Annotated in this window: 1 protein-coding gene; it reads left to right on the top strand. The window is 67.9% G+C overall.

Features of this window, described 5'->3' with window-relative positions; translation table 11 throughout:
• Positions 1-1251, top strand: a 1251-nt coding sequence (gene ftsW / locus AC5RUJ_RS16370; protein WP_494156259.1) for a putative lipid II flippase FtsW, incomplete at its 5' end; no start/stop codon positions are given.
• Positions 1252-1396: the final 145 nt, after the last annotated feature.

Consider the following 1396-nt stretch of genomic DNA (forward strand, 5'->3'; position numbering starts at 1 on the left):
GGCACGAAGCCCGCCCCCGAAGGCCGGTTGCGCGAGCTCCGGCAGCGAGGCACCGACCTGCTGGACCGCATCCAGGGCACCGGCACGCGGTCCAGCGGGGCCAGCTACTACCTGATCCTGGGCTCCGCGCTGGCCCTGACGGCCATCGGCCTGCTGATGGTGCTGTCGTCGTCCGCGGTGGAATCGATCGCCGATGAAACCTCGCCGTTCAGCCTGTTCATCCGGCAGGCCGTGTTCGCCGGCCTGGGGGTCACCGCGATGCTGGTCCTCTCGCGGTGGAAGGTCTCCACCTACCGGAAGCTCGCCTGGCCAGGCCTCGCGGTGTCGGTGCTCCTGCTGCTGCTGGTGTTTACCCCGCTGGGCGAATCCGTCGGCGGCAACCGCAACTGGATCCATTTCCCCGGCAACGTTTCCCTGCAGCCGTCGGAAGTGGCCAAGCTGGGCATGTCCCTGTGGATGGCAACGGTGCTGGCGGCCAAGGAGCGGCTGCTGGGCCAATGGAAGCACCTGCTGATCCCGGTGGTCGTGCCCGGTGCCCTCCTCGTGGTCGGCCCGGTGCTGCTCGGCAACGACCTGGGCACCGCGATGATCCTGATGCTCATCATCGCCGGCGGACTGTTTTTCGCCGGCGCACCGCTGAAGCTGTTCGGCGTGGCCGGACTGGGGGCCGGCGCGCTGGTGCTGCTGCTCGTGGTGGTCAGCCCCAACCGCATGGGCCGCATCCTCATGTGGACGGACCAGAGCTGTGAAGCGACGACCGGGCTGAACATGCAGTCATGCAACGGGCTCTTCGCACTCGCCTCCGGCGGCTGGTGGGGCGTGGGACTGGGACAGAGCCGGCAAAAATACAACTGGATTCCGGAAGCCCACAACGACTACATTTTCGCCATCATCGGCGAAGAGCTGGGCCTGCTCGGCACCACCGTCATCCTGGCGCTGTTCGGCGTCCTGGCCATTGCCCTGGTGCGCACCGTGATGCGCCAGGATTCCCTCTTCGTGCGCATCCTCGCCGGTTCCATCATGGTGTGGATCATCGGCCAGGCGTTCGTGAACATCGCGGTGGTCACCGGCCTGCTTCCGGTGATCGGAGTGCCCCTGCCGTTCATCTCCTACGGCGGCTCCGCGCTGACGGTCACCCTGGCCGCCGTCGGTGTACTCTTGTCCTTTGCCCGGACCGATGTGCCCGGCCGGAAGAAGTCCGGGGGACTCCTGGGCCGGTGGCGGCAGCAAGCGCCGGCCGGGAACCGCTGACCCCAACCCAGACCACCAGCAGCCGAGCAGAAGGTACTTCCGCAACACCATGAACACTTCCGATCCCTCTGTGGTCCTGGCCGGCGGCGGCACGGCGGGGCATGTCAGCCCGCTGCTGGCCATCGCCGGCGCCGTCCTGCGGGCC

The sequence above is a fragment of the Arthrobacter sp. Y3223164 genome, from assembly GCF_059091005.1.